At 48.1% G+C, this 23,560-nt stretch carries 25 protein-coding genes and 3 pseudogenes; 14 read left to right on the top strand and 14 right to left on the bottom strand.

Features of this window, described 5'->3' with window-relative positions:
* Positions 1 to 170: 170 nt before the first annotated feature.
* Positions 171 to 494, bottom strand: a complete 324-nt coding sequence (locus J7619_RS02045) for a nuclear transport factor 2 family protein (protein ID WP_291193408.1) — start codon at positions 492 to 494, stop codon at positions 171 to 173.
* A gap of 78 nt (positions 495 to 572) precedes the next feature.
* On the bottom strand, positions 573 to 1,361 hold the full coding sequence (locus J7619_RS02040) for an SDR family oxidoreductase (protein ID WP_291193406.1): 789 nt from the start codon (positions 1,359 to 1,361) through the stop codon (positions 573 to 575).
* 129 nt (positions 1,362 to 1,490) lie between these two features.
* Between J7619_RS02040 and J7619_RS02035 the strand changes: the two genes are divergently transcribed.
* Positions 1,491 to 1,853 carry a helix-turn-helix domain-containing protein gene (locus tag J7619_RS02035; protein WP_291193404.1) on the top strand — a complete coding sequence of 121 codons (363 nt, stop codon included), beginning with the start codon at positions 1,491 to 1,493 and terminating at the stop codon, positions 1,851 to 1,853.
* Here the strand turns inward: J7619_RS02035 and J7619_RS02030 are convergent.
* Positions 1,825 to 2,229 (bottom strand): hypothetical protein, encoded by a 405-nt coding sequence (locus J7619_RS02030; protein WP_291193402.1) that lies wholly within the window; start codon positions 2,227 to 2,229, stop codon positions 1,825 to 1,827. The two genes, J7619_RS02035 and J7619_RS02030, sit on opposite strands and share 29 nt — an antisense overlap.
* A 98-nt stretch (positions 2,230 to 2,327) precedes the next feature.
* On the opposite strand from J7619_RS02030, the gene J7619_RS02025 reads away from it, so the two are divergent.
* Positions 2,328 to 2,915 carry a Crp/Fnr family transcriptional regulator gene (locus J7619_RS02025; RefSeq protein ID WP_291193400.1) on the top strand — a complete coding sequence of 196 codons (588 nt, stop codon included), beginning with the start codon at positions 2,328 to 2,330 and terminating at the stop codon, positions 2,913 to 2,915.
* A gap of 15 nt (positions 2,916 to 2,930) precedes the next feature.
* On the opposite strand, the gene J7619_RS02020 is transcribed toward J7619_RS02025, so the two are convergent.
* On the bottom strand, positions 2,931 to 3,302 hold the full coding sequence (locus J7619_RS02020; RefSeq protein ID WP_291193398.1) for a nuclear transport factor 2 family protein: 372 nt from the start codon (positions 3,300 to 3,302) through the stop codon (positions 2,931 to 2,933).
* A gap of 190 nt (positions 3,303 to 3,492) precedes the next feature.
* Between J7619_RS02020 and J7619_RS02015 the strand changes: the two genes are divergently transcribed.
* From J7619_RS02015 to J7619_RS01970, 10 genes are all read left to right on the top strand, one after another.
* Positions 3,493 to 4,266 carry an SDR family NAD(P)-dependent oxidoreductase gene (locus J7619_RS02015; RefSeq protein WP_291193396.1) on the top strand — a complete coding sequence of 258 codons (774 nt, stop codon included), beginning with the start codon at positions 3,493 to 3,495 and terminating at the stop codon, positions 4,264 to 4,266.
* Positions 4,267 to 4,414: 148 nt separating this feature from the next.
* Complete coding sequence (locus J7619_RS02010) at positions 4,415 to 5,248, top strand: AraC family transcriptional regulator (RefSeq protein WP_310589794.1); 834 nt, start codon at positions 4,415 to 4,417, stop codon at positions 5,246 to 5,248.
* A gap of 64 nt (positions 5,249 to 5,312) precedes the next feature.
* Positions 5,313 to 6,176, top strand: a complete 864-nt coding sequence (locus tag J7619_RS02005) for an AraC family transcriptional regulator (protein ID WP_291193392.1) — start codon at positions 5,313 to 5,315, stop codon at positions 6,174 to 6,176.
* An 85-nt stretch (positions 6,177 to 6,261) separates the two neighbouring features.
* Positions 6,262 to 7,122: an NAD(P)-dependent oxidoreductase gene (locus tag J7619_RS02000; RefSeq protein WP_291193390.1), complete on the top strand. Its 861-nt coding sequence runs from the start codon at positions 6,262 to 6,264 to the stop codon at positions 7,120 to 7,122.
* Positions 7,123 to 7,377: 255 nt separating this feature from the next.
* Entirely contained in the window at positions 7,378 to 8,214 is an 837-nt protein-coding gene (locus J7619_RS01995) for an SDR family oxidoreductase (protein WP_291193388.1), read from the top strand.
* Entirely contained in the window at positions 8,195 to 8,506 is a 312-nt protein-coding gene (locus tag J7619_RS01990; protein WP_291196531.1) for a hypothetical protein, read from the top strand. The genes J7619_RS01995 and J7619_RS01990 overlap by 20 nt, the downstream gene beginning before the upstream one ends.
* 30 nt (positions 8,507 to 8,536) lie before the next feature.
* Positions 8,537 to 9,454 carry an AraC family transcriptional regulator gene (locus tag J7619_RS01985; RefSeq protein ID WP_291193386.1) on the top strand — a complete coding sequence of 306 codons (918 nt, stop codon included), beginning with the start codon at positions 8,537 to 8,539 and terminating at the stop codon, positions 9,452 to 9,454.
* A gap of 292 nt (positions 9,455 to 9,746) precedes the next feature.
* A complete protein-coding gene (locus J7619_RS01980) occupies positions 9,747 to 10,145 on the top strand; it encodes a VOC family protein (protein ID WP_291193384.1) in 399 nt (132 codons plus the stop codon).
* 596 nt (positions 10,146 to 10,741) lie between these two features.
* Positions 10,742 to 11,755 (top strand): NAD-dependent epimerase/dehydratase family protein, encoded by a 1,014-nt coding sequence (locus J7619_RS01975; protein ID WP_291193382.1) that lies wholly within the window; start codon positions 10,742 to 10,744, stop codon positions 11,753 to 11,755.
* Between the two features lie 38 nt (positions 11,756 to 11,793).
* The gene (locus J7619_RS01970) at positions 11,794 to 12,381 is read left to right on the top strand and encodes a Crp/Fnr family transcriptional regulator (RefSeq protein ID WP_291193380.1); all 588 of its coding nucleotides are present in this window, start codon (positions 11,794 to 11,796) and stop codon (positions 12,379 to 12,381) included.
* A gap of 255 nt (positions 12,382 to 12,636) precedes the next feature.
* Here the strand turns inward: J7619_RS01970 and J7619_RS01965 are convergent.
* Positions 12,637 to 13,027: pseudogene (locus J7619_RS01965) on the bottom strand (hypothetical protein); the annotation flags it as partial.
* Between the two features lie 179 nt (positions 13,028 to 13,206).
* On the opposite strand from J7619_RS01965, the gene J7619_RS01960 reads away from it, so the two are divergent.
* On the top strand, positions 13,207 to 14,457 hold the full coding sequence (locus J7619_RS01960; RefSeq protein WP_291193379.1) for a hypothetical protein: 1,251 nt from the start codon (positions 13,207 to 13,209) through the stop codon (positions 14,455 to 14,457).
* A 64-nt stretch (positions 14,458 to 14,521) separates the two neighbouring features.
* Here the strand turns inward: J7619_RS01960 and J7619_RS01955 are convergent, their stop codons facing one another.
* Positions 14,522 to 16,933, bottom strand: a complete 2,412-nt coding sequence (locus J7619_RS01955) for an ABC transporter permease (RefSeq protein ID WP_291193378.1) — start codon at positions 16,931 to 16,933, stop codon at positions 14,522 to 14,524.
* 54 nt (positions 16,934 to 16,987) lie between these two features.
* Positions 16,988 to 17,113, bottom strand: a pseudogene (locus J7619_RS32185) (permease prefix domain 2-containing transporter); the annotation flags it as partial.
* Positions 17,114 to 17,327: 214 nt separating this feature from the next.
* Between J7619_RS32185 and J7619_RS01950 the strand changes: the two are divergent.
* Positions 17,328 to 17,438: pseudogene (locus J7619_RS01950) on the top strand (helix-turn-helix domain-containing protein); the annotation flags it as partial.
* 68 nt (positions 17,439 to 17,506) lie between these two features.
* On the opposite strand, the gene J7619_RS01945 reads toward J7619_RS01950, so the two are convergent.
* From J7619_RS01945 to J7619_RS01915, 7 genes are all read right to left on the bottom strand, one after another.
* A complete protein-coding gene (locus J7619_RS01945; RefSeq protein WP_291193377.1) occupies positions 17,507 to 18,367 on the bottom strand; it encodes an SDR family oxidoreductase in 861 nt (286 codons plus the stop codon).
* A 77-nt stretch (positions 18,368 to 18,444) separates the two neighbouring features.
* Positions 18,445 to 19,014 (bottom strand): Crp/Fnr family transcriptional regulator, encoded by a 570-nt coding sequence (locus J7619_RS01940; RefSeq protein ID WP_291193375.1) that lies wholly within the window; start codon positions 19,012 to 19,014, stop codon positions 18,445 to 18,447.
* A 72-nt stretch (positions 19,015 to 19,086) separates the two neighbouring features.
* Positions 19,087 to 19,995 (bottom strand): AraC family transcriptional regulator, encoded by a 909-nt coding sequence (locus J7619_RS01935; protein WP_291193373.1) that lies wholly within the window; start codon positions 19,993 to 19,995, stop codon positions 19,087 to 19,089.
* Positions 19,996 to 20,003: 8 nt separating this feature from the next.
* On the bottom strand, positions 20,004 to 20,360 hold the full coding sequence (locus tag J7619_RS01930; protein ID WP_291193371.1) for a hypothetical protein: 357 nt from the start codon (positions 20,358 to 20,360) through the stop codon (positions 20,004 to 20,006).
* A 43-nt stretch (positions 20,361 to 20,403) separates the two neighbouring features.
* Positions 20,404 to 21,186 carry an SDR family oxidoreductase gene (locus J7619_RS01925; protein WP_291193369.1) on the bottom strand — a complete coding sequence of 261 codons (783 nt, stop codon included), beginning with the start codon at positions 21,184 to 21,186 and terminating at the stop codon, positions 20,404 to 20,406.
* A gap of 446 nt (positions 21,187 to 21,632) precedes the next feature.
* Positions 21,633 to 21,758 carry an alpha/beta hydrolase gene (locus J7619_RS01920; protein ID WP_291196441.1) on the bottom strand — a complete coding sequence of 42 codons (126 nt, stop codon included), beginning with the start codon at positions 21,756 to 21,758 and terminating at the stop codon, positions 21,633 to 21,635.
* 24 nt (positions 21,759 to 21,782) lie between these two features.
* Complete coding sequence (locus J7619_RS01915) at positions 21,783 to 23,309, bottom strand: serine hydrolase (protein WP_291193367.1); 1,527 nt, start codon at positions 23,307 to 23,309, stop codon at positions 21,783 to 21,785.
* Positions 23,310 to 23,560: the final 251 nt, after the last annotated feature.

Raw genomic sequence — 23,560 nt, 5'->3', positions numbered from 1 at the left:
AAGCTAAGAGGGCCTGTTTTTGCTGAGAGCTCTCCCCTTAGAGAAACGACGCAAGGTGCACGATGCCGCCTGGATGTCAATCACGCGGCCCGAGTGGCAATGTATCCAGGATTGCTTCGTCAAGGTCCAAACTTTTGCGAAACAATCCTGTAAACTAATGTAACAGGCTGTTATCCTGTAATTTTCAACGATCTAATCAATGCATTTTCCATATCAAGGTGGTATTGCATCACTGCCGGGCTGCCCGGAAACGTGCCGCTTGCTTCCACGGAAAGCGTTCCTTTTGTGCCGTTTTGCGTGAAGTCAACGGGCGTCACTTGCATATTATACTTTTCCGTCGCTTCCTGTATCCAATGTTTGATTTCCTCTCTACCGGTGTAGGATGAGCCTTCGTCGAAAACGGTTGCGTGTTCTGTAAAGAAACGGGCAAATGCGGTGCTGTCTGCATCATTTTGTGCTTTGATAAAGCCCGCTATGTTTTCAGGAAGTTTCATGATGATGAATGGTTTATGTTATTAAACAAATGATTTGGTATTGAAAAAATGAGAATAAAGTAAAATGGTGAAAGCTGGTTAAATCGTGCGGACCGTGCCGCCGTCGATGATGTATTCGGTCCCGGTGAGATAGCCTGCTCTGGGCGAGACCAGGAAACCGACCAACTCGGCAACTTCCTCCGGCCAGGCTGCCCTGCCGAACGGAATGCCGCCCAATGCATCGATGACGCTTTTTTCTGCTTCTTCTATGGTACCACCCGAACTTTCGGCAATGCGTTCCATCATTCGGACGGATGCCGTCGTCATGATCCAGCCCGGCGAAACGGTGAGCACACGTATGCCTTTCGGGGTGACTTCGTTAGATAAGCTTTTACTATAATTTACCAGAGCCGCCTTGGCCGCCGCATAAGGCAATGTGGAATCGTACAAAGGCAACTTTGCCTGAATGGACGCAATGTGAATGATCACACCGCCGCGCCGCTCGATCATGCCGGGCAGGAAGCCGCGGTCCAGTCGCACGGGCGCCAGCAGATTGGTTTGAAAGGATTTTTCCCAATGTTCGTCGGTGAGCACCGCGAAGCCACCGCCCGGCGTTTCCGAGCCGCCCAGGTTATTGACCAGGATATCCAGGCGACCGAATCGTTTATGGATCTCTTCCACCACTTTCTGGGTGCCTTCGGGTTTGCTTAAGTCGGCCGATATAAAATGAACGCCGTTTCCATGGTCTTCGGGCTTGTTTCTTGCGGTGATGATCACCGTTGCGCCCGCTTTTAAAAGGCGGTCTGCAATGGCTTTTCCGGCGCCTTTTGATCCCCCGGTTACAAACGCAATTTTGTCTTTTAGTTCGTTTTCGAAATTGAAATCCATGTCCTTGCTGGTTTTATTCAGGACAAATTTCAGCACTATGCTACCTGCTGACAAGTACGGATTTGCGATTCAGATAGGGATAAATTTATCCCTATTGAACCGCCCAAGGCATATGTTTATATTTGCAGAATGTACGAAAGAAAGACAATGCCCAACCTGAATTGCGGGCTCGACCTGATCGGTGAAGTACTATATGGCAAATGGAAAATGAGGCTTTTGTGGTTCATTCACCAGGGCTTCCAACGCCCCAGCGAACTGCAACGGAAAATTCCGGATGCATCCCGCCGGGTGTTGAATGTGCAATTAAAAGAGCTTGAAAACCACGAGCTGGTCGGGAAAATCATTTACCCTGTCGTTCCGCCCAAAGTCGAATATTATCTTACCGATTTCGGAAAATCACTGATCCCTGTCATCGGTGCGATCGGTGCGTGGGGCGATCAGAATGACCAGCGCTTGCGGAAGCTTATCGAAAAGAGCATACTGTCTTCGTAACTACATTTTCTTGACAAGCCTTTTCCAGAATTCGCTCCATTTTATCAAGCAAACCAGGGATCGGCGTATCGCTTGTATTGGCAAGACCAAGCGAACCATTGGTTGTCAATGCGCCGATTGTCTGCTCCATTCCCTTTCCGGACCGAACCATCGGACCATGCAAGGCTTCGAACTTCAACGGCCCGAACTGCGTTTTGTATCTCACCCGCACCAGGTTAGTAACCATAATGTGATGGTTAAGTGCCAGTTTCAAAGCATCCGGCATTTGCCGCATATCATTGTGACCGAAAACCAGGTCCCTGAAAAACGACAGATAGCCGGTTGTATATTCCGCCGAACCGGTCCCGCCGAGCCCGGCCTTTGCCAACCTTGCCAAATCCCTGAAGGTTTATGCATTGACAAACCCGGTAGATTCGTCTTGACATTTGTCAATGCAATCCGTTAGATTTACTTTTAGCGGAAAGACCTGTCAGCATGACCCACGAACCGCTTTTTGCGTACATCGAATCCAAATCTTCGCACTCGCTCACGGCTAATGAGAAGGTGCAAATCACAGCAGCATTTAAAGCCAGACACCTCCGGAAACGTCAGTACTTGTTACAGGAGGGCGATGTTTGTAAATACATGGCATTCATTGTGAAAGGTGCCGGGCGGATGTATACGATGAAAGAGAATAGCCAGGAGACGATTATCAGGCTGGCCGTTGAATCCTGGTGGCTTGGGGATTACGAGAGCTACAATCTTCACACGCCATCCATTTACTACATCGAAATGACCGAAGATTCCGATGTGCTGCTGGTTACGCATGAAGACATGAAGAACCTCGGCGCGGCCATTCCGGCCATCGATGAAATGGTGCGGGAAATTGACCGGAAAGGGACCATCGCCACACAAAAGCGCATCCACGCTGCGATCAGCATGGATGCGGAAGAAAGGTATGAGCTACTGGCCAAGACGTATCCGGAATTCGTCAGGCGGTTTCCCCAAAGCATGATTGCATCATACCTGGGCATTTCCCCCGAAACGCTTAGCCGGGTGCGAAAGAAAACGATCTACAAATAGACGCTTCCCGATTTTTTAGGGCTTGGGAGCATCCAGGAAAAGATGCAGGGACTTGATTTTCCCGTCTTCAATGATGGCGACGTCCATGCCTGTCGCGGCGGGCGTTTGGCCTGGAATGCCCAGGTTCCACGCCACGTGCTGCACCAGATGGTTTGCGCTTGCGGGCCGGGTGATTTCAAATTGGAACTCTGTTGGCCATTGCGCCTGTAAATTGGAGATGACATCGTTAATCTGCTGGTAACCGACAATAGCCGGGCCGTGATCAGCTTCGTAAAAGTGAATATCCGTGGCGTAAACGTTTTGCATGGCCTGCAACCTGCGTTCCGCGTTTCTATCATTCCAAATAACTAAGAGGCTGTCTTCCAAAAGTTGTGCTGCATTTTCCATGTCGCTGATGTTTTGTACGATGCAAAACTAGCGGTATCTGTGGCAGTTGCCTTTGATCTAAATCATGGAATTGTGTTGATAAATGTCAAGCGATAGACTTGCACCTTCAATTTGGCTACAACATTTCCTGTTTCGGCTACAAGCGCTGTGTCGCGATGACGGAATTTTGCTGTGTAAAAATTAAAATGATATGCAGACAGAAACAAAGAAAGTGGCACTGGTTACAGGAGCAAATACAGGCGTGGGATACCAGATCGCAAAATCACTTGCTGATGAAGGCTATACCGTTTACGTTGGTGCCAGAAACCCGAACAAAGGGGAGGTTGCCGCTACCGAGATCGGAAAACAGTCAAAAGCCATTCAATTGGATATTACCGATTCCCAATCCATCGATACAGCGGTAAGGCAAATTCAAAGCGAAGCCGGATACCTGACGCTGCTGGTTAATAACGCGGCCATCTCGAATGCGGGGAAACCTGGACGCACCCTGGAAGAGGTCCTTGGAGCTCAGCGCGCCAGTATTGCGCCTATCGACGAAATGAAAAAGGTCTGGGAAACGAATGTGTTTGGCACCCTTGCCGTGACACAAGCCTTTTTACCTCTACTAAGGAGAGCTCAGACAGCAAGGATTGTGACCGTGTCGAGCGCACTGGGTTCTCTTAATCTGAATGCCAATCCAGCTAATCCATACCGCTCGGCGTTCGATGCCGTTTATGGGGCATCCAAAACTGCACTTAATGGCGTTTTCCTTTCACTGGCCATCGATTTAGCGAATACCAATATTAAAGTTCACCTGGTAAGTCCTGGTTTTACGGCAACGGCACTCAATAATTTCCAGGGGACCGATACGGTGGAAGAAGGATCTATCGAGCCAATAAGGGTTGCTTTGTCAGAAGACTTGCCAACCGGAAGTTTTACGGGTCCGGCTCATTATGCCGGAGCAGACAACATTGTTCCCTGGTGATGGTATTAAGGTCAAAATCCTGTGGCTGGAAACAGTCATGGGGTTTTGGTATATTTATAGGATGAAAAATAAGGACGACAAATTGATACGGTTCATAACAATCCCGGAAACGCATGAGGCCTTCGGCTTGCCCAAACCCCAGCATCCTTTGATCAGCCTTGTTCATTTCAACGAGCGCAATCCCTTCAATACGAGCATGGCACCGATCTACGACGTGCTTAGCTTCTACAAGATCACCTTTATCACCGATAACAACGGAAGGCTAAAATATGGAAGGGATTATTATGATTACGACGAAGGAAGCATGCTGTTCCTGGCGCCTAACCAATTAGTGGGCAGCACGGATTATAATAGCAGGACCTATTGTTACATCCTGCTCATACATCCCGATTTTTTACTGGGCTACCCTTTGGCAAGTAAGATCAGGCAGTATGGGTATTTCGCATATTCAGCCAATGAAGCACTGCATTTATCCGAGACGGAAAAGGAAAATATCCTGTCGATTTACAGGAATATGGAAAAGGAGCTCAACAGCCGTGTAGATGAATTCAGTCAGGAGCTCATGATCGCCCATATCGAATTGCTGTTGAGCTATGTCAACCGCTACTACAAGCGGCAGTTCATTACCCGCAAAGTGGTCAACGATGATATCCTGTCAAAAACAGAAGCCGTACTGGATCATTATTTGAACAGCCGGCAATCTCTTCATGACGGGGTTCCTACGGTTCAATTTCTTTCCGACAAACTGAACCTTTCGCCAGGTTACCTAAGCGATATGCTCCGTTCGCTGATCGGGCAGAATGCCCAGCAGTACATCCATGAAAAATTAATCGAAAAAGCCAAAGAGCGGCTGACGACGACGCAGCTAAGCATGTCCGAAATTGCCTATGAGCTCGGATTTGAACATTCGCAAAGTTTCAGCAAGCTCTTTAAAAACAAAACCAATCAATCGCCGATGGAGTTTAGGGCTTCGTTCACGTAAAAACATTCGTTTAGGGTAAATTAATTTAAAAATGGCAAAGGATTGATTTTATTAACTTTGCCAAATGCTAAACGAAGAAAAGACTGGAATACCGGGTCTGAATGAAGTAGACCTTCGATTGAAAGGTTTTAAAGTTCACGCCCTTCCGGAATCGACAGAAGTCCCGGTCAAAGCCGGGCGGCGCGACTTTTACAAAATGGGTTTGGTCAACGGCGAGATGACTATTAATTATGGTGGCCAGCTAGCGGAAATCAAAGGAACCGCACTCTTTTTCGTCAACCCGCAAGTACCACACGCGCTTGTCCGCCGCATCAACCGTACCAGTGGTTACGCCTGTATCTTTACCGAAACCTTCCTCAATGGGCGGGACTTACAGGACTCCCCGCTTTTCAGGGTCGGGGAAAATCCGGTTGTAACGCTGAATGCAGAACAAGCCGCATTTATGACTGGCCTTTTTGAAAAAATGCTGTCAGTGTACGATGGCGACTATCTTCATAAGGGCGATCTGATTAAAAATTACATGGCGCTCATCATCCACGAAGCCCTTCGAATACAGCCCGCGCAGCATAGCGCTGCCTTCCGAAATGGCGAAAGCCGGCTTACACATCTCTTCACTGAACAGCTCGAAAAGCAGTTCCCGATAGAACGCAGCGACGAACCGCTCCGCTTGCGCAGTCCGCAGGACTATGCCAGGCATTTAAATGTACATGTCAATTACCTGAACCGGTCTGTCAGGGAAACGACGGGCAAGACCACTTCGGCGCATATATCCGCACGGATTATTGCCGAAGCAAAAGCACTGCTGCAACACAGTGATTGGTCTGTGGCCGAGATCGCTTACGCGCTCGGGTTTGAATATCCTGCCTATTTTAATAACTATTTCAAACGGCTGACAGGCAGCACGCCGAATACTTTCCGCAAGGTTTGAAAATCATAGTGATTGGTTTGATATTGATTGGCTGCCCGCCCAACTGCGGCCTAATTTTGCCGTATCATTATTAAATCATTCAACAATGAAAATTTTAGTAACAGGAGCAACAGGAAAGGTAGGAAGCCGTTTAGTGCCACGCCTGATAGCGAAAGGCTATAATGTATCGATATTAGTAAGGGACATTGCAAAAGCTGGCGAACTGATCGAACTCGGCGCGACACCCATAACCGGCGACCTGTATGAACCAGCTACCTTGCCAGCGGCGGTATCCGGTATGGATGCGGTGATCCACCTTGCAGCACTCTTCCGGACCTTTACAGATCATGAAGGTATCATCAAAACCAACCGCGAGGGAAGCATCGCATTGGCGCATGCGGCACACGAAGCTGGTGTCAAACGATTTGTTTTTACCAGTACCTCGAATGTGTATGGTTCGGGTTACCACCGCCCGGCAAAAGAAGACGAACGGGTGGATATCAACGATCCGCGCGCTTACTCTTCCAGCAAAATCGCCGCAGAAAGGGAATTGATCGAAATGCAGCGAACTCAGGGATTTGACGTCCGTATCCTGCGTCTTGGCTTCGTCTACGGAGACAAAGACCCGCACATCGTCGAAATAATCCCATATATTAAAAAGCTGAACATGCATTCAGGATCGCGCATGCATATGGTACATCACCTGGATGTCGCGCAGGCACTGGTCCTGCTACTCACCACCGAGGGATTGGATGGCGAGATCTTCAATGTAGCCGACGACGCGCCCATCACTTTGTACGAATTGGCTGATTCTGTGGGAAAAGCAGCCGATACCTTTGATGGAACCGAAGGCCCCCTTAACGACCCTTTCCAGGGCGTTCAGGATATTTCCAAACTCCGCAGGAAAACCGGCTTCCGGCCATTGGTGCCTAGCTACTATGTGGCACGCGATCTTGATATATTGTGACCATAGGCCGTGTGCTACCTTGAAAGCCTGAATTAGGCAATTGCTGCAACCGCCGACAAAAGCACCTCTTGTACGCCGGTGAAAAGCGGGATATTGATTATCCTGACTACCTAACTTCGATTGTGCCAGCAAATGCAGATAAAACACCTGACCCTTGTTTTGGCTAATCATTGGCTTGATTTGGCTTACTACGGGTTTTTAATCCGCAGGACATTTGCCACGTAGTTAAATGTCCAACAATTAAAAATCTCTGAAATGAACAAAACAGTATTGATTACGGGAACGTCTTCGGGGTTCGGCGCTTCGGCAGCTAACTATTTTGCCGCCAAGGGCTGGAATGTCATCGCTACCATGCGCGACACCGGCAAAACAACAAGTCTCAGTAGTTCCGGGAATATCTTTATCGCTAAACTCGATGTGGAAGATCAAACGTCCATTAGAAATGCCGTCCAGGCAGGTATCGACCGCTTCGGAAAAATTGATGTGCTGGTTAACAATGCGGGCTATGGGCTATTCGGGGTTTTTGAAAGTGTCGGCGTCGAGGCCATCAAAAATCAGTTCGCGGTGAATGTGTTTGGGGCAATGAATGTAACCAGGGCTATCCTTCCCCACTTTCGTGAAAACAATTCAGGTGTCGTTATCAATGTCAGTTCCGGAGCCGGCGCTATCGGTTTCCCAATGGCTTCCGTGTACAGCGCATCAAAATTTGCGCTGGAGGGATGGTCGGAAGCGCTCCGGTATGAACTGGCTTCTTTGGGTATCAGGGTTAAAGTAATTGAACCGGGAGGTGCGCCTCAAACCGGTTTTCTTAACCGCGTGGGCGGTGAAAGTACCGGATTGGTAATGATTGAAGACTATCTTCCTTTCCTGCATCAGACCGGAAAAATGTTTCAGGCTATGGCCGAAACCTCCGACGCGGATGCTGTCGAAAAAGTAGTGACCGCTATATACGAAGCAGCTACGGACGAGACAGGGCGCCTTCGTTATGCACCGACAGCAGACATACAGCCCATCCTGGACGCTCGTCGCAGCAGTTCGGAACAAGCATATCAAACCTTCACCGACAGCATTTTTGGCCAAAACCAAGGGTAAGAGCCATCAACCATTCAAATTGCTTACATTTATTCAAAAAACAGAACACTTTATGGGCAAAAGTATCCTGACAACAGCGTTGGTTGTCATCACATTGATATTGGCTTCCTTTACCCAAAGGAAGCCAAACCAAGATCCGCCTGTAAAAAATATCGTACTGGTACATGGGGCTTTTGTGGACGGATCGGGGTGGGAGCCTGTGTATAAAATCCTGGTAAAAAAGGGATATAATGTTTCTACTAAGGAAGTAGCACGCCTAATCGAGGATGCGGCGACGGCGGCGTCTAAATAAACAGTCATGATAGGTTCAATAATGATAGCTATGATAGATAAATCAGTTCAAAAGAAAGAATTGCATTATTTCAAATCAGTGTCCCAGCTATGTAAAGCGCTCGGTGTCCCCCAACCCAGGCATCCGTTGATCGTTCTGGTTAATCATGCCGAAATCGCTGCCAGCTCTCAGGTCAGATATCTCGTTCATGATTTTTACATGATTTCTTATAAGAGCAATTTAAACGGCAAGCTGAAGTATGGACAGGGCTATTACGACTTTGACGAAGGGGGGCTGATCTTTGTCTCGCCGGGGCAGGCACTTTCCGCGGCAGACGATGACGAATGCAAAGGGCATAGTGTCTTTGTTCATCCTGATTTTTTTGCGGGACACCCATTGGCGAAATCCATAGCTAAATATGGATTCTTCGGCTACCATATCAGCGAGGCCCTGCACCTTTCCGAGAAGGAAAGAGATAAAGTCCTGAGTGTTTTAAATGATATCAGGGAGGAACTGGAAACGGCCATCGACGATACGAGCCAGCAGTTGATCACCTCCTATATTGAAGTTCTTCTGAATTACAGCAACCGTTATTACAAAAGGCAGTTCATTACAAGGAAAGCGGCTAACAAGCCCATTGTTGAGCGTTTCGAGCAGACCCTTAGCCAGTATTATGACGATGGACTCAGCCTGGAAAAAGGGATTCCATCGGTCAGGTACTTTTCCGAACAGCTGCATGTTTCTTCCGGTTATCTGAGCGATTTGCTCAGAAATCTCACTGGCTTAAACACACAGCAACATATACATGCAAAGTTGATCGAGGTGGCTAAGCAAAGACTTTCGCAGGCAGAGCTTACGGCTGCCCAGACCGCCTATGAGTTAGGATTTGAACATCCGCAGTCTTTCAATAAATTGTTTAAGAACAAAACCGGGATGACGCCTATGGAATTTAGGGAACGCCTTAATTGAGCCTGTCTTCACTTCTTGCCCGCCAGTGCTGACACTTTTAGGTGTACTTGATGATTGCTCCAGGCGTCGAGCCTCCGATGGCTTTATGGATGTGGATAGCTGCTAACACCCGTTTGAATAGCAAGCTGATACAGAATGCAGGACATTAAAGTGCGTAAAATGAACGCCAAACTTTCAGATCGGCGTTCATTTATCCAAGTCAAGTTAGGCCGCATTTTTTTGTATCTACTGACATACGGCTGTCAACCGGCGGGTATTTCTTTGGGAATCCAAAAACTGAACGATTCCTTTTATGACATTTGTTTCGACCCGTATTATCACCGCCAACATCGGCCGTCTTGTCGATTTTTACGAGCAGGTTACCGGCTACGCCGCTGTCCGTTACACGGATGATTTTGCAGAGTTCCGCACACCGCTGGCCATACTTGCGATTGGAAGCACGCGAACTCTGCAGTTGTTTGGTGGCGACGGCGTGGCGTCACCTGCGACAAACCGTTCGCTCATCCTTGAATTTCGCGTCGAAGATGTGGATTCTCTTTTCAAACGACTTGCTGACTACCTTGGGCCTGCGCTCGTGCAGGCGCCGACCACAATGCCATGGGGCAATCGGTCGCTGCTTTTTCGCGATCCTGATGGTAACCTGGTCAACTGCTTTACCCCGGTTACCCTCGCGGCGAAGGAACGTCAGTAGATGGTTCGGAAAGCTGGCGGCCGAACAATGCTGCCAGCTTTCTCAAATCTTGCAATGAAAGGTTCGAACTCTGGGCCTTCGGGAGCACCCTAAGGGATAAGTCCAAATTGAATAGATTTGTCCCATTTTTTTTCTTGTAACTTGTTGAAAATCTGATAAATAGTGTCGATACATTTGTTTCGCCCCGGGGTTCATTCACTTGCTCAGCTTTGTAGTGCACACCACATGGTGCTTTGCAGTGATAATAGTATTTCTTCCCTTAGAAGCGCTCCCAGAAAGTTTTCGATTACATTCCGGGCAGATAAGGAATCCCCGTATCGATAGGGATAATCGTATAAAACCTGCTCGTCATCTTCCCACTGGACAGCACCCAATTTCGATAATGTAGATTCAATTAGTTCAGCAGTCGTCAGTTTTTCGAATAGACCTAAGCCAATTTACTGGCAGCGAGCATTGGTATCGCCACCGCAGCGTTAGAGGCATCCTTTATTCTCATGCTTCTGTATTTGAATAATTCGGATGATTAAATAACAAATGTCAAGCGCTCGCGACCCGGAAGTCTTGAATTTTGTCCCGAACAATCAGAAAGATTAATAATGGGACAAAAGAATTTAGCGCTGGTTTCCGGCGCAAACGGACATCTGGGCAACAACCTGGTTCGACTGTTGATATCGAGGGGTATCCCGGTAAGGGCTTCGATACGCAGCATTGAAAACAAAGCATCACTTTTAGGGTTGGATTGCGAGGTAGTTCAAGCCGATATTACCGATAAGGCGTCTTTATTGAAGGCACTTGAAGGCGTGGAGGTGTTTTACGCGGTAGGCGCAGCATTTAAGCTTTGGGCAAGGGATCCGCAAAAGGAGATCTACGATGTAAATCTGAATGGCACACGCAACATGATTGAAGCTGCGGCTGAAATGGGTGTCAAACGAATCGTGTATGTAAGCTCGGTTGCCGCACTTAATTATTCGAAACTTCCCACTAAGGAGAGGTACGGTTACAATCCCGAGAGACGGGACATGTATTACAACTCAAAAAATGACGGCGAACAGCTGGCGTTTCGGTTGGCCGACGAGCTCGGTGTTGAGTTAGTAGCCGTATTGCCCTCGGCGATGATAGGAGGGGACGCTACCCTCCCGTTGAATGTTTCTTATGGAGTTTTGAAATTGATACTGAACAGGCAGATTCCTGTCGACACCAAGATCACCTTGAATTGGATCGATGTCAAGGATGTGGCCCAGGGGTGTTACCTGGCTGCTCAAAAGGGCCTTCCGGGGGAACGGTATATCCTGGCCAACGAGCAGTGTATGAGCATTACCCAGACAACCCGGTTGGCCGGCAGCCTTTACCCGGAACTGAATTTGAAAGTGCCGGGAGCCTTGCCCGGATTTATGCTGTTGGGCCTGGCGGCTCTGATGGAATTGTCGGCGAAGTTCTCTGGAAAGGCCCCCCTGCTGACCCGAAAGGACATAAAGATGTTCTCGGGCTTGCAGCAAAATTTCGATATTGAAAAAGCGCGAACGGAACTCGGTTTTAATCCCGGCAAACCTGAACAAGCTGTTGAATCGGCACTGGCCTACCTTATGGAACATCAGAACCTGCTTCAATAGTTTTGCTTATATTGAAAGCCTCGATCAAGCGACGGTCAATGCACAACAAACTCATCGATTTTATCAAACAATATCATGCACTTCCGGAACCAGAAGTAATTCTGATCCGGAAGGCATTTGATCCTGTGCTTTTTCCCAAGAACCGGGTCATTGAGGAGCAGGGGGCCGTTCCTAAATACTTGTACTACATCGTGTCCGGCTTCTTGCGTCTGTTCCACTATCATGAGAATGGGGACGAAGTGACGACACACATTAACTGCCCCCCAGGTTTTTTTACGTCTTATGGCCATTTTATTGCCCAAACCGTCTCGGGCGAAAATGTTGAATGCATTACTGAATGCGAGCTCCTAAGAATTACCAAACCGGAACTGGACCAGCTGATCGCTTCCAGCCCCGTAATGAAGGATTTCAGCATATCCGTTTTTCAGCACTCCATTACTTACAATGAAAATCGGTCAAAGGAACTTGCCAGCCTCAATGCCGAGCAACGGTACCGCAAGCTTATCGCCTCGCACCCGGAAATACTGCACAATGTGCCCGTCCAATACATTGCATCTTTCCTGGGTATGAAGCCGGAAAGTTTGAGTCGGATCCGACGGAAGGTCGCGCTCGAAAACTTCCGGTAGGTAATGCATGCCCGGTTTCCGGCAATTTTGTATATCAAAGTATGGAGAACTCGGCAACATTGACCATCGGATTCCGTGGTAGATAGACTACCAATAATCGTATTTTAGATTGTTTCAATAATTACAACAGACAGAAGTGTATGAATTCAATGAGCTACATCTGCTCAAACAAAACACGCCGAAGGCCGACAAGCAACCATTTTTGATTTTCAGGCAAGACCGTTTCATTAAGCACTTTATCGCCTCCTTGCAAACTGTAAGAAACTCATGCGCTGTGCCCTCGGAAACGTATGAAACCGAATTATATCCAGCCGTTTTCAGCGCAGAAGCTGCATTTCTCACGCCGTCGGGCTTTTCTTTACTACCTGCACTGAGGAAAACGAGCTTAGGTTTGGTTTTGTCTTTCAGATCCTCGGGTGATACACACCTTCGCTGAGTAGTGTATAGTAGCCGAAAAGCCGTAATAGTTCGGTGTACCCGGATCATTAAAGGTTCCTCCATCTACATTAAGATGGTAATAATGAAAACCCTCGTCCATGGGACTCTCGGTGCATTCTGTAAAAAAACCTTCCGGATTTTTAGTGAGTTTGGTCCCGCCCCGTCCGCCAAGTCCAAGGCTTACCCTTACACTATCTGCCTGCGGTGCCTTTCATGGCCATAAACATCGCTTTTTCAAAGTTCCCACTGGGGAGGGCCGACTCGTAACTACTGCCCCAGGCAGCGGGGCAGTTCCATGAACCGGGATCGGAGGTTCGTAAAATCAGACTCCGTATATTTATTGTTAAAGTGAAAGTGAATTAACGAAGGTGTTCAACAAGCCCTATTATGAAAAAGCCAGTGCGAGTATACCCCCTTCTTAGCTTGCTGATGATATTTTTCTGGCGCTCCTTGTCTATGCGTGCGCAAGACCTTCCTTTGCCGTCCGGGAAGTCCGAAATCGGGCATTGCAGATTTGAATGGACTGACACTTCCAGGCAAGAGATCCTGGCTGGGGAGCCCGGCAGTCGGCGCATTGTGGCAGACATATGGTATCCTGCTGACCAATCCAGTCAGGTATTAGTGCCTTACCTGGATACTGCTGCAATTAAGCGCGCCCTTGGTGAGACGGGGCTATCATCTTTTGTGGGTGACCATGGTGCGGCACCAATCCGGTCAGGCTCGATTCGCACACATGCGAGGGAGAACGCCCCTTTTAATCGCCGCCTGAGGCAGGCCCCGGTAATCTTCTTTTCACACGGAATGGGGATGATCACTCAGTTGTATACAGCACAAATCGAGGACCTGGCAAGCCACGGGTATGTTGTAGTAGCACTTTCGCACCCATACGATGCCTGGCTTGTATCCTTTTCGGATGGTAAGCAGATAACTTCTGAAACCAAACGACGGAAAGCTGCCGGCAGCACCGAGCAGCAGCATATCGCCTATGAAAATCAACGGATTGAATGGTGGGCCGCAGATATTCGTTTTGCATTGGACCAGCTATTTGCTATTAATAACGGAAAGCCGTCGGCAACAACGCCTATCGCCGGGCATATGGATCTGGCGCGGGTGGGCGCTATGGGGCACTCTTCGGGAGGCCGCGCGGCAGCCCGGGCCTGTCAGCTCGATACACGCATCAAAAGCTGCGCAGATCAGGATGGCGTAGCTATGATGCAACCATTTTATCTGGCAGCAGACGGTAGAGGAATGGGGCAGACCTTCTTGCTTTTTGAAAGGGTCCGCAATGTATCACCGGATGAGAAAGATGCAGCCTCTTTGGATATGACGCTTGCAGAGCTGAACAGGCTTGTGGACAGTTTGCGCAATAACAAAAAGCGTGCGCTGGCCGCTACCGGAGGTAGTTTTCATGTGCTACTCCGGTTCGATAGCACCAGCCATATGAGTTTCAGTGATTTACCGTTGTTGCAGGCCGAAAGCGCTGCCAAGGCAGCACTAGCTCTGCGGGTATTGCAGGCCACGTGCAGGTATACGCGTGAATTTTTCGATCAAACGCTGCGTAATGCAGTTTCTACTTTGTATGATCGTCGCCAGGCATCCGATTACATTGATCTTGTGGAGTATTACCCGAAAAAGTAGCGGGAGAGCCGATGATTATTTCGAACTGCTTTCGCTCTGTAAAGAATAACCGTCTGCCAGCATTTTACTCGCTTCTCAAATGCTCGACCGGGTTCACCAGCGCGGCTTTGATGCTCTGGAAACTGACGGTGATGACGGCAAGCACCGAAACCAGCAGCAAAGGTGCTCCAAGCATCCACCAGGCGATATCGATCCGGTAAGAGAAATTTTGTAGCCAGTTTTGCATCAGATGCCAGGCAATCGGCATGGCAATGCAACCCGCCAGGACCACCGGTTTCAGATAATCTTTTGACAACAGCACTGCAATACCGTTCACAGTCGCGCCCAGTGTTTTGCGGATGCTGATCTCCTTGGTTTTTTGAGAAGAAGTGAACGCAATCAGACCATACAATCCAAGGCACGCGATCAGCAGCGACAATGCCGAAAAATACAGAATGATGCTTGAAAAACGCTCTTCGGCAAGGTACTGCTCCTTAACCTGCTGATCAATAAAATCATAGTCCAGCAAGGCGACGGGGAAATGTTCGGACCAGGCGCGCCGGATAAGCCCTATGGACTGGCTGACCTTCCGGGGATCGATCTTGATGGTGATCCTTGAAAAATATTGGTTATGGCCCAACATCGCCAAAGGGGGAATAGTGTGTTGTAACGAATTGAAATGAAAGTCTCTGACGACACCGACAACCTCCCCGGGCTGATTATCCATTTCAAACGAACGCCCGATCGCATCTTCCGGATTTTTCCAGCCTGCTTTCGCGACCGCCGTTTCGTTCAGTACGACCTGTCGAACTTTGCCGCCAGCACCTACATCCGCGATATTCCTTCCAGCCAGTAATTTCAGGCCATAAACCGCCAGGTAGTCAGCATCTACCCGGACACTCGATGTGTTCATTCGTACGGACTCGCCCTGGCTGCCCGTTAATCTTGCATTTCCAGATTCCAGGCCCCTGATCTCAAATGAATTGGAACTGGCCAGGCCACTCACAAACGGACTTGCCATCAGTTCGTTTTTAAACGCGCTGTATCCCTTTACCACATCCGCATTGCCGTTCAGGCGTATCATGATCAGCGCATCCTTGTTATAGCCCAGGTCTTTATGTTTTATATAGGACATTTGCGAATAGATGACAACGATACTGATCACCAGGATCAAGGTGATCACAAACTGGGATACAATCAGCGATTGGCGAAGCAAAACCCCTTTCCCGCTCGACTTGAAAGAACCTCTCAAAATCGCCAGCGGTTTGAAACCGGCCAATAGGAAGGCGGGATAAGCGCCGGAAAGGAGCCCGAGAAAGACCGCTACCCCCGCAAGGAATAGCAACAAGGACGGGGAGGAAAACAGCGAAAGGTCTTTGCCTGTGACAGATAAAAAAGCAGGCTCGATGAAAAAGGAGACCCCTAATGCCAGCGCCAACGCAATCAGGGCAATCATTACCGACTCTGACAAATACTGAAAAATGAGCTGTGTTTTTGACGCGCCAATTACCTTCTTGACTCCCACTTCTCTGGCCCTGCCCACCGAACGCGCCGTAGCCAGATTGGTGTAATTGATCCCTGCTAAAAAAAGGATCAATAAACCAATGGTAGAGAAAATGTAAATCTGTTCCATACTACCGTTGGCACTCAGTTCATTTTCGAGGGAAGACGAAAGATGGATGTCTTTCAGGGCTTGCAGTTTAAAATGATAAGCGTCCGTTGAGATTTTGGGTTGAGGTGCAGCAGGAACACCCTTTAACCGGCCGATTTTTTCAATAAATCGTGCAATATGGACATTGTTTTTCAGCAGCAGGTAGGTGTAAAACCGGCTGTCCTTCCAGCCTTCGGTCGAAGAGAGCTCAGGTCTGCGGGCCTCGATCGTTTTAAAAGAACCCAGCATGGAAAAGGTGAAATGTGCGTTTACGGGCGGGTCGGCGGCAAGCCCGGTTATTTTATAGTTGGCCCCTGTGCCGGTACTGTCGTATAGAAAAATCAGCAGTGACTTCCCGATGGGATCGGTCTGCCCAAAATACTTTTTAGCAGCGGACTCGGTCAGTACAAGAGAATAAGGATCATTTAATGCTGTGGCCGCATCGCCCCTGATCAGCTTATAGCTAAAAACATTGAAGAATGAAGGTTCCGTTAGCAGGATACCCGGCTGCAAGGTTTGCTGCCCATTGTGCTGTACGATTTCTTCTTTGCGCTCCAAACGCACGGTGCTTTCTATTTCCTCATACCCTTCGAGTAGCGCCTGAGCAACGGGCGCGCTGGACCTTGCTGATTCAATACTACCCCTTTCGGTGTCTTTAACCGTTGTTACACGCATGATACGCTCATAATTCGCATTGAATTTATCGAAGCCCAGCTCGTCATTTACCCAAAGTGCAATGAATGCAAAGCTGATCAGGCCGGCAGCGAGGCCCACCATGTTCAGAAGCGTATACGTTTTCTCGCGGAATAGCCTCCTTCCGAATTGTTTGAAATATCTGTTGTGCATATCCGGGTTGTAAAAAGGTGGGCTGAAAGCAGTAGTTTTGAATTTGCGTTTAAAAGCAACAGACAAAAGGAAACCAAAGGATTCCAGGATGAATTGGTGCCGGGCCTGCCGTTCTCCCACCTGGTGCAGCCTGCGATGAAAGCGTTCCAGCAGATCGCCTTCTATCTCTTCGATAAGCGGCTGATCACAAAATCAATATTTGTGGAGAAAATAATGTGCCAAAACTTTACCGAGTATAATGTGTTATATATGAGGCTGTTGTAGTTGAGTTTGTTTAAGGGGGCGTCCGTTTGTGAACGGTAGGTTTTGTTTTTGAACAATCCACTGCGAACTACTGCGTATTCCGACCGCTTTTATACACGGCAGTTCCTGACGCGTAAGCCCAAGTACAACTGTCAACGAAATTGCGTTTCTGCTCGGCTTCGAACACTCGCAGTCATTTAGCAGGCTTTTTAAATCAAAAACCAACTTGATGCCCTCAAAATATCGCAGTACGTTGAACTGATCCACCCAGCTGGAAACAAAAAACGGCAGTAGCTCACGCCACTGCCGATCTCATTAGATCCGTTCCGCTTACAATAACTCACCCATCCCGAACACGGCCAACCCTTTGGCAAATTGTTCGGCTACGGCCTGGTTGGCGGCTTCAATGTATGGGCCGGTGATCGGGTCTACCACGGTGCGTAATGGCCGTGTGCCCTTGGGCGTGCCGATCAGTTTGACAATGGCGTCGGCCACGTCCTGCGGGTCAGGGTTTTTAGCCTGCATTTCTCCGCCCAGTGCGGCTATCATTTTATCGGGCATATCAGCAATGGCGCCGTACCCCTCCGATACCCCCTGATCAGATGCGGGGTTGTTCTTTTGCTGCATTTCGGTCGGGAAAGCGCCTGGCTCCAAAACCACGACATCAATGCCTAATCGCTTCACCTCGTAATGCAGGCCTTCGCTGATGCCTTCCAGCGCAAATTTGGAGGCCGCGTAAATGGTAGCGAACGGGAACGATACCCGCCCGAAGCCGCTGGTCACGTTGATGATCAGTCCGTCGGCCTGTTTACGCATAGCGGGCAGTACCTGCTTGATCAGTCGCCAGGGGGCATAAACGTTGATATCAAAAGTGGTGTGCACATCGGCCGTGGTAAAGCTCTCGGCCACACCGCCCATGGCATAACCGGCGTTGTTTACCAGCACATCGATAGCGCCTTCTCTATCTAGAATGGTTTCGACGGCCTGCTTCACGCTCTGCTCGTCGGTCAGGGTAACGTCCAAAACCGTCACATTTTCCAGGGCAGCAAGGGCTTGGGCTTTATCGGCATTCCGGCCCTGCGTATCGCGCATGGTGGCGTATACCTGATGCCCTAAGGCGGCTACAGTGTGGGCGGTAAGCCAGCCAAAGCCACTATTTGTCCCGGTTATCAATACGATCTTTTTGCTCATCTTTATTACTTTTAAATGGATAAGCAAAGGTTGAAAACTGCAACAAAAAAGCGTTTATCATTTGGTAAAAAGCGCCGCTAGCGGATGTTACGGCGTATGCGGCTGAGCGATTGCTGGGTGATGCCCAGGTATGAAGCCACGTATGAAAGCGGGATGCGGTTGATCAGGTTGGGGAACGCTTCGATGAACGACAAGTAACGCGTGGTGGCGTCTTCTGAAACCAGGGGACTACGCCGCTCCATGGCCAACGTAAGGCATTTCTTTACCATGTTGGCCTTCATCATTTCCCAGCCGACAATGGTGCCGGATATCTGGTCCCAGTTCTTTTTATTGAAAGCCAGTACCTTGCAGTCGGTAACGGCCTGCACATATTCGGACGCTACGATCTGCGATTCGAATTTTTCGTTATCGACCACAAAGTTGCCTTCGTCCACAAAATAATTGGTGATCTCTTCGCCGCGGTTGTTATAATAGCAAAAGCGGAACACGCCTTCCAGCACGAACGCCACATACCGGGGCACCTTCCCGGCTTCCGACAGGTAGTCGTCTTTTTTAAATTCGAGCATTTCGACCTTGCTCAGCAAAAACTCGATCTGCTGTTTGTTCAGGTCACCAAATTGCAGGATAAGATTTATCAGTGCTTCCATCACTTAAAAATAGTACGCATCATCGGGCATCTTTTTATCATATGGTAAAAAATGAGGTGAGGCATGAGTATTTCAATTGAAGGACTGCCGGAAATCCAACGGGCTTTGCTTGGTCTTGCTTTTAAATAACTTATTGAAAGACTGAGGATGCTCGAAACCCAGGCCATATGCAATCTCGCTGACCGACATGGTGGTTGTAGATAATTGCTCTTTTGCCTTCTCGATCAGTTTCTCGTGGATGATCTGTTGCATCGTCTGGCCGGTCAGTTGTTTCAGCAGGCTACTTAAATACTTGGAGGATATGTTCAAAGCATCGGCAAAATATCCAACGGTCGGCAGTCCTTCGGAAAGCAGGTCTTCGTCGCTTAAATAGGCTGTTAAGATCTCCTCCACCTTGTCCAGGACCTGGTGGTTGGTGATTCTTCGGGTGATGAACTGACGCTGGTAAAAACGTTCGGCGTATTTCAGTAAGGTCTCCAGATACGAGATAATAATGTCCTGGCTGAACTTATCCATATTGGAATAGTATTCGGCTTTAATATTTTTGATCAGGTCATTGATCACGATTTCTTCCTTGTCTGACAGGAACAGCGCTTCATGGGTCGCGTAGCCGAAGAATTCGTACCGCTTGATTTTGCTGGCAAGCGAAGTGGTCCAAAGAAAGTCGGGGTGTACGAAAAGCATCCAGCCCTCGAGACCTTCCGGTACACCGTTCTCCTCGCCGCGCAAGATCTGGCCGGGAGACAAAAAGGCCATAAGCCCTTCGTCAAAGTCGTATTTTTGTTGCCCGTAATGTAAGCCGTCACATCCTCTTTTCATAGATATTACGTACAAATCGAAAACCACCGCCTTTATGCCTGTATCATTCTTCAGGCCTTTCAGGTCAACGATGCTGATCAGCGGGTGATGGGGTTTAGGGAGACCCATCAAACGGTGTATTTCCGTGATGGAGCTGATCCGGTAGGGTTTGCTGTTTGCCATCCTGCGGGTTATTTTAACTTAAACGGATATTTGAGCCATATCATCACCAATGGTATGGCTAGAAACGGGATCTCCAACAACGCCATGCGGTAATTTCCCGCTCGCAGCGCCAGCCCCATGATCATAACAATCAGGACCGCATTGAGCATATTGCCCAGGAAAAAGGTGCCGGGGATGAGCAAAAGTACACCGACCGCTATGGCCACACAAGCCAGATATGGAATGAGCGTTTCGCTGATCCCTAAGCTTTCCATCATCTTAACGGATTCCGGATTGTTTTTGTAATGTAGGGTATCCCAGGCATGTTTGAAGCTGAGCGTTACCGAAATAAGTAGCAGCACAGCGGAAGCTATGGTTTTGATCATGATTTAACTAAGGGCAAATTTTGATTTCTTTATACCTGATTTTTTATTGTTGATTATTCAGTCTTTTGAATTTTTCAAATTCCCTGTGCCCCATTTTCATCAATTGATTGGGAATCAAACGGCTTAAAAATTTGATCACGCCGACCAGGAATGGCTTGATCTCGGGTGTGTCGTTCATCAACCCTTTCACGGCGACATTCACCAGCTTATCCACATCCATCATTTGGCTTGGATTCGGTGGCAGCACCCAATCATTTTGCAGATTGGTATTGACGCCCGGGGGGACCAATTCGAATACCTTAACACTGGTTTTCTTTAATTGCAGGCGCAGTGCCAAGGAGTAAGCATGAACCCCTGCTTTTGAAGCGCTGTAAACCGGAGCGGTGGAGTAAGGCATGAAAGCAATGGCAGATGAAACATTCACAATCGCCGCAGAAGGCTTCCTCAGCAAGTGCGGCAAAAATTGATGAACCATCCGGATCGTTCCCGTAAGATTGATATCGATCTCACGGGTGATGTTTTCCAGGTCCTTACTGGCGTCCTGAACGTCAAGCAACCGCATTTCACCCGCATTGTTAACGATCATATTCAGATTAGGGAATTGTTGTGTCACCTCTTTATAGAGGCGCTCAATGTCTTGCGGATCGCTTACATCGCTCTGAAAGACGTGTATTTTAGGGAACCGCCTCTTGGTATCATTTAAGGCCTCTTGTTTACGACCTGTAACGATGATTGTTGACCCTTGCTCGGTAAGTTGCTTGACAAGTTCCAAACCTATCCCGCTGGTTCCACCTGTGATCAGGATAGTGCTATTCTTTAAGTCCATATTTTTCTCGCTGTTGTTGATACAAAGTTCCGCCGATGTCAATTAGCGGATGTATCCAAAAGTCGCGAGGTTGTAGTAAAAAGGAAGATTACGAGCTTCTGTGAAAAGTCAATCAGATCGTGGTAAATCACGTTACGTGTCAGAAATTGCCGGTTGTAAAAGCGATTACAATGGTGAAGCAACAGCTCGATCTGCGAGACGAGGACGTCCTGGCTGAAATGGTCAATCTGTGTTCCCGGTTCCGCGGCTATCGATTCAAACACCGACTTAATTATACGCTTCTCTTTTCAGAGGGGAACAGCGCTTCGGATACGGAAAAGGAGAAAAAGCGGTATCGGTGCATGCGGGAGGCAAGCGGATGTTTGCAGAACAGATCGGGGACGCAACGACTGCCTGGTCCCGGGAAAAGTCTTCGTTCTTCAATTTAAGCACATGCGCATGCGGCACTAGGTGGAATTTCCACGCCCTCTCAGATCGATCGCGTAGGTTTCATACCCGTTTGAGGTTAGCTGTTCCGCCACCCATTGATAATACCCGCTGTGAGAGTTAAATCCATGGACGATGACAACAATGCCCTTAAACGGATCCCCTTTATACTACCTATTTTTTTCTATCGCTTCTAATGCCTTGATTCCACTCTCGTTATTTGGATTGAGTTTGAGCGACTTTTGGTACATTGTTGCTGCTTCCTCCGTTCTGCCGACGGTCAAAAGTGCTTCTCCCAAACTGTCGTAGACATTCCAGCTTGAAGGAAACAGTTCAGCATTCAGTTTAAATGTCTCTAGCGCCTCTTGAAATCTGTGTGATTCAGGCAAATGGTACGGGTTGTCTTTTCCGAGAAAATCGTATCCCAATTGATTCAACTCCTTTTCATCCAGATAGTAATTGAGTGTGTCTTTTCTGAGCTTTTCAAACACTGCTTTGGCGGCATCGATACCCCGTTTTGAAAGAGCCTGCCCGTAAACACGTGCAATACTTATTTTGGGTGATTCCACCGGCTGGCCGTTTAAGATCCCTAGAACTTTTGTCCCAATGGCGTGGGCATTAGTGTGGGTATTATCGAAGACAACAACCGTTTGATGCCTGGTTATATTTCGCATTATGACGCAGCTCAAACCGACAGCCGCTCCGCTATGGTAGACGGTTTTTCCCAAGACAGTGTCTTTTTCAATTTCCCAACCCAGGCCAAATAAATCGGGATGGAGCTTGCCGTTTGTCAGGGTAACTGGTTCGAAGGCTTGATGTAATGTTTCACGTCTCAGCAACCGATCGCTGTACAAGGCTTCATCGTATTGCAGTAAATCGCCAACTGTACTTACATAATCTCCAAACCCCCAAAGAGAGAATGTCCTCCAATAGCTTTGAACGTAGGGAATGGCATTACATTTAACGGGGGCTTGATCATATAAATGAAGATACAGGTGCGGGAAGGAAAAATGACGCAGAGTGTCAGTATTAAACTGTTGGGAAAGAGGCAGAAATAGGGTGTGTTTCATGCCAGCGGGATCAAGTACTTTACGCTGTATATAATCAGCATAAGTCATACCAGAAAGGTGTTCAATGAGCAAGGCCAGCATGACATAATTGACATTGTCGTAATTGCCCCTTTCGCCAGGTTCATAAATTAATGGGGTGTTACTCGCTGCCATTGCCGGCAGAACATCCATGTTAGTGAATATTTTGTCTGGCTCTTTCACTTTAACGGGATTCAGATAAGCATTGTAAGGCGGCATTCCCGAACAATGAGAGAGTAGATGTTGGATCGTAATCTGTGGGTAAGGAAAATCGGACAAGTACTTTTTTACAGGGTCGTTAACTTTTAGTTTGCCTTGTTCGGCAAGTTGAAGAATACCTGTTGCTGTGAAGGTTTTGGAAATAGAGGCGATTGGAAAAGATATCCTCTTTGTATTGGGTGTGTGAGTCGAAAAGTCGGCATGACCAAAGGATTTTTCATACACCACTTTGCCTTTGTCGGCCACTAATATGTTGCCGCTAAATTTTTGATTACTAGCCAGCCGAGTGAAGTAAAGATCCAGTTTACGATTAATATCCTGGGCTTTTACATTTACTGTCAATAATAGCTGGAATAGGATAGCATGAACGGTTTTCTTTGAGAGTTTCATCTGGGTCGTTGGAATGATTACGCTCTGCTATACAGGCGGAGCCATGTTTAAATATTGGGCTCCTTTGCTGCATCAGTTTTAAACTAAAACTGGAAACTCCCTTTTTGAAACAAGGTTACAAGAAAATGCAAAAAAAATCAGGGAATGTCCGAGTTCAGGATGTAAGTTTTCCCGGATTCAGGAGGGTGCGGGATAAGACTCGAAATGATCGGATCGCCGAAGCGGCTATTTTAACTGTCACATGAAGAAGA

This window comes from Dyadobacter sp. (assembly GCF_017744695.1).
In the GTDB taxonomy this organism is placed as follows: domain Bacteria; phylum Bacteroidota; class Bacteroidia; order Cytophagales; family Spirosomataceae; genus Dyadobacter.
The sequence above is the reverse complement of the archived record's forward strand: the minus strand, read 5'-3'. Positions and strand labels throughout refer to the sequence as shown.